The 4,249-nt window shown below is 38.5% G+C and carries 6 protein-coding genes; 1 reads left to right on the plus strand and 5 read right to left on the minus strand.

The genetic code is table 11. From position 1 onward, the window contains the following. Positions 1-177: 177 nt before the first annotated feature. Complete coding sequence (gene guaA / locus SORDD15_RS03245; protein WP_061414304.1) at positions 178-1,740, plus strand: glutamine-hydrolyzing GMP synthase; 1,563 nt, start codon at positions 178-180, stop codon at positions 1,738-1,740. 216 nt (positions 1,741-1,956) lie between these two features. Here guaA and SORDD15_RS10455 read toward each other — a convergent pair whose 3' ends face one another. The 5 genes from SORDD15_RS10455 to SORDD15_RS03270 all read right to left on the minus strand — a co-directional run. Next, a complete protein-coding gene (locus SORDD15_RS10455; RefSeq protein ID WP_231097616.1) occupies positions 1,957-2,511 on the minus strand; it encodes a hypothetical protein in 555 nt (184 codons plus the stop codon). Positions 2,512-2,928: 417 nt separating this feature from the next. Further along, positions 2,929-3,258 carry an Imm59 family immunity protein gene (locus tag SORDD15_RS03255; protein WP_061414307.1) on the minus strand — a complete coding sequence of 110 codons (330 nt, stop codon included), beginning with the start codon at positions 3,256-3,258 and terminating at the stop codon, positions 2,929-2,931. A gap of 3 nt (positions 3,259-3,261) precedes the next feature. After that, the gene (locus SORDD15_RS03260) at positions 3,262-3,591 is read right to left on the minus strand and encodes an Imm59 family immunity protein (RefSeq protein ID WP_061414310.1); all 330 of its coding nucleotides are present in this window, start codon (positions 3,589-3,591) and stop codon (positions 3,262-3,264) included. Next, a complete protein-coding gene (locus tag SORDD15_RS03265; RefSeq protein ID WP_061414313.1) occupies positions 3,584-3,913 on the minus strand; it encodes an Imm59 family immunity protein in 330 nt (109 codons plus the stop codon). Before SORDD15_RS03265 ends, SORDD15_RS03260 begins: the two co-directional genes overlap by 8 nt. Then, on the minus strand, positions 3,913-4,249 hold a 337-nt coding region (locus SORDD15_RS03270), incomplete at its 5' end, for a glycohydrolase toxin TNT-related protein (protein WP_081102381.1). The genes SORDD15_RS03265 and SORDD15_RS03270, both read right to left, overlap by 1 nt.

The following is a 4,249-nucleotide window of genomic DNA, read 5'->3' on the forward strand; positions in this document are numbered from 1 at the left end:
TTATCTGATCATGAATCTTCATATAAGCTGGTAACATGATTCTCACTTCTTTTCTTTATTTTCTCCATTGTACCGTATTTGCTAAGAAAAAGTCAAACTTTGCCTTGTTTAGTTGGTAATTCGCCCCTATTTGTGATAGAATATTGAAAAAGATATTTCTTTTGAGAAAGGAACAAGATGAGCAACATTTCAACTGATTTGCAAGATGTCGAAAAAATCATCGTGCTGGACTATGGTAGCCAATACAACCAGCTGATTTCACGCCGTATTCGTGAAATCGGTGTTTTTTCAGAGTTAAAAAGTCATAAAATCTCAGCTGCAGAGGTTCGTGCGATTAACCCTGTAGGGATCATCCTCTCTGGTGGACCAAACTCTGTATACGAAGATGGTTCATTTGATATTGACCCAGAAATTTTTGAACTTGGCATTCCAATTTTAGGAATATGCTATGGTATGCAACTTTTAACTCATAAACTTGGTGGAAAAGTTGTCCCTGCAGGTGATGCTGGTAACCGCGAGTATGGCCAATCACCACTTACTCATACCACTTCTGCCCTCTTTGAAGGGACTCCTGAAGAACAGATTGTTTTGATGAGCCATGGCGATGCGGTTACAGAGATTCCAGCTGATTTCGTTCGTACTGGTACTTCTGCTGACTGTCCTTATGCAGCTATTGAAAACCCTGACAAGCACATCTATGGTATCCAATTCCACCCAGAAGTTCGTCATTCTGTATACGGAAATGATATCCTTCGCAACTTTGCCCTTAACATCTGTAAAGCTAAGGGTGATTGGTCAATGGACAACTTTATCGATATGCAGATCAAAAAAATCCGTGAAACTGTAGGTGACAAGCGTGTTCTTCTCGGTCTATCAGGTGGTGTTGACTCTTCTGTTGTTGGAGTTCTTCTTCAAAAAGCGATCGGTGATCAATTAATCTGTATCTTTGTAGACCACGGTCTTCTCCGTAAGGGAGAGGCTGACCAAGTTATGGACATGCTTGGTGGTAAGTTTGGTTTGAATATCGTTAAAGCAGACGCTGCAAAACGCTTCCTTGACAAACTTGCTGGCGTTTCTGACCCTGAACAAAAACGTAAAATCATCGGTAATGAGTTTGTTTATGTCTTTGATGACGAAGCAAGTAAGCTAAAAGATGTGAAATTCCTTGCTCAAGGAACGCTTTACACTGACGTGATTGAGTCTGGTACAGATACTGCTCAAACCATCAAATCACACCACAACGTGGGTGGTCTTCCAGAAGACATGCAGTTTGAATTGATTGAACCATTGAACACTCTTTATAAAGACGAAGTCCGTGCCCTCGGTACAGAGCTTGGTATGCCAGACCACATCGTATGGCGCCAGCCATTCCCTGGACCAGGACTTGCTATCCGTGTCATGGGGGAAATCACTGAAGAAAAACTAGAAACTGTTCGTGAGTCAGACGCTATTCTTCGTGAGGAAATCGCTAAAGCTGGTCTGGACCGCGGTATCTGGCAATACTTCACTGTCAACACAGGCGTTCGTTCAGTCGGGGTTATGGGTGATGGTCGTACTTATGACTACACAATCGCCATTCGTGCGATCACTTCTATCGATGGTATGACAGCTGACTTTGCCAAAATTCCTTGGGAAGTCCTTCAAAAGATTTCTGTACGTATCGTAAATGAAGTAGATCACGTTAACCGTATCGTCTACGACATTACAAGTAAACCACCTGCAACTGTTGAGTGGGAATGATTTATAAATATGATTTGAAGTGAAATGGTTGATTTAACAGCATTTTCAGTTATTATAAAAGGTTAAAAATCAATCAAAATTGATTGGTTCCCCACCAAAAATCCCACCAGAAATATTCTGATGGGATTTTTTTATATTAAATTTTATTCTTCTATTATTTGATGCTTTACGAGCTTTCTTAAGACCTAGTTGGAAACATTTCTATTTGAATAAGTTTCAAGATGGGCTTAAAATCAATGTTTTCCCAAGACCGACGATACCGCCTGCAACAACTAAAGGAGTCGCAGAGCCCCATGTAACTACGATGGCTGTCACTCCGACAATGATAGTCAATGCGCTAACAGCCATGTCTTTCCAACCCTTATCTGATCGAGCCAAGGCCTCAAAACGGACCTTGTCTCGCTCCTGGGCAGCCTTCACGCACTCAACGCGACTCTCCATCTGCTGGGTCGCCTGTTTGTAGGCTATCGCAAAGCGTTGAACAGACTTGAGTTTGGCAAAATCTCCTGACTGATAAGTCCCTACCGTACGTGTCTTCCCTGCATGTTCTGTTATCAAGGCCTTGGTCGCAGCTAGAAGTTCCTTAAAGGCGACCAAATCCTGACTCGCATGGTTACTTTCATACTGAGTGATGGAGCTATCCAAGTTCTTGATCTGATTGAGCAGAAAGTTATAGTCCATGACCGTGCTGGTATGACTGCTTCCATCATAGCTCACCAAGTCTGAAATATCACTCTTAGTCGTCTTCAAGAGCTCAATTTCACTCTTCAAATCGTCCCGTGAACTCTTTAAAGCACTATGAAGGTTTGTAAATACCTGACTTGGCAGCTTTGTATGCAGGTGACTATCAATATGGTAGTAACCATTCTTGTACAGTAAGAGTTTACCAATGGTTTAGCTGAATTTGAGTTCCACCTCCCTGACCAAATACTTTAGCGATTTGCCACTTCTTCACATCAGATAGCACATCCACTGGATTTCCATATTTTGACAATCTTTCATTCAAGACTAACTGTAATTTTATTCCAATCATCTCCTAAGCTAAAGTAAGTGGTATCGCCAGCCTTGCTGATGTATGAAAATCACCATCAATCTGGTAATAACCGTCCTTGTACAGTAAGAGTTTACCAATGGTTTATCGGTAAACTCTTGCTTCATTTATTCTACCATAAAATAGGGTGTTATTTATTATTCTGTGACATCATCCCAGAGTGGAGAGGAGTATTCAGGAACTTCTCCATTTTCTACAGAAGTTTTATTTATAAAAACTGTTAACTTCAGATTATGGATAAATTTTTCTTTTGCTTCTTCAAATGTTTTAAACTTAAAAATACTTCCTGTACTTGCTCGATCCATTGTTGAGTAAATTTCATACAATTCCAATTCTGGATTATAATCTATCCTAGTTTCCCACTCAGAAGGTCTGTGTTCATTAAAAATAGAATATCTTAAAGACTCATATCCTAAATCTTGAATGGCTAATAAAAGTTCAGAACGTTCTTTGGCTTCGTCTCTCATCTTCTAGTTATCCTCTTTTTCATCCCATAATGGTGATGGATATTCTACTGGCAATCCTAATTGTATATTCAGTTTATTAGATTCTATAACGAGTTCTAATTTTTCAAAAAAATCTTTCTTTGCACTTCCAAAATTATCGTACTCTTTGCTATGTCCAACTATATATGATTGATCATCTCGACCATCAACATAAAATTTTCCATTTTTCTGATAAAGGTGAAATGCCCAAGGAAGACGTTTAGTTTCGTCAAATAAAACATAATGTAAGCTCTCATAATGACGTTTTTTAATTTCTTGTTCAACTATACATTTCATGTTCTCAATATCAATCATCGGTTTTATCCCATAATGGTGATGGATATTCTGCACCTATGCCTTCGTCAACATAATATCTATTTATGAAAACAACGTTTTCAAGAATTCCTATGAAACGAATCCGTGCTTCTTGAAAGTTTTGGTATGAATCTTTACCATTCGTACTTGCTCTGTCCATTGTCGAATATACTTCATATACTTCTAATTCAGGATTATATTCTATTCTTGTTTCCCACTCCCTTGGTCTATGATCATTGAAAATGGAATATCTCAAACTTTCATATCCCAATTTGTGAATATCTGATAAAAGTTCCAATCGCTCTTTTTCTAAGCTAATCATTATTTGACAACCTCCTTTAAGACCCCCATTTTTTCGTACCAAACAACACTTGTACTAAATTTTATTTGTGTACCTCCACCTTGGCCGAATATTTTAGCGATTTGTCCCTTTTGCGGATTTGCCATATCTTCCAAAGTAAAGTGACGATCTTTCATCAATTTAGATAGTACAATTTTATCATTTTCTGATAATAATTTATAACCACTTTTTATATTTTCTAAATTAATATCTTTTACAATTTCATACTGGTGGTAAACTTGATATCCCTCAGGATAAGGCAAACCTCGTGTATTAAACGGCAATATCTCTCCGTTATCAACTGGACTGGTGAAACGT

Origin of the sequence: Streptococcus oralis, from assembly GCF_001578935.1 — a bacterium.
Classification (GTDB): Bacteria; Bacillota; Bacilli; order Lactobacillales; family Streptococcaceae; genus Streptococcus; species Streptococcus oralis_R.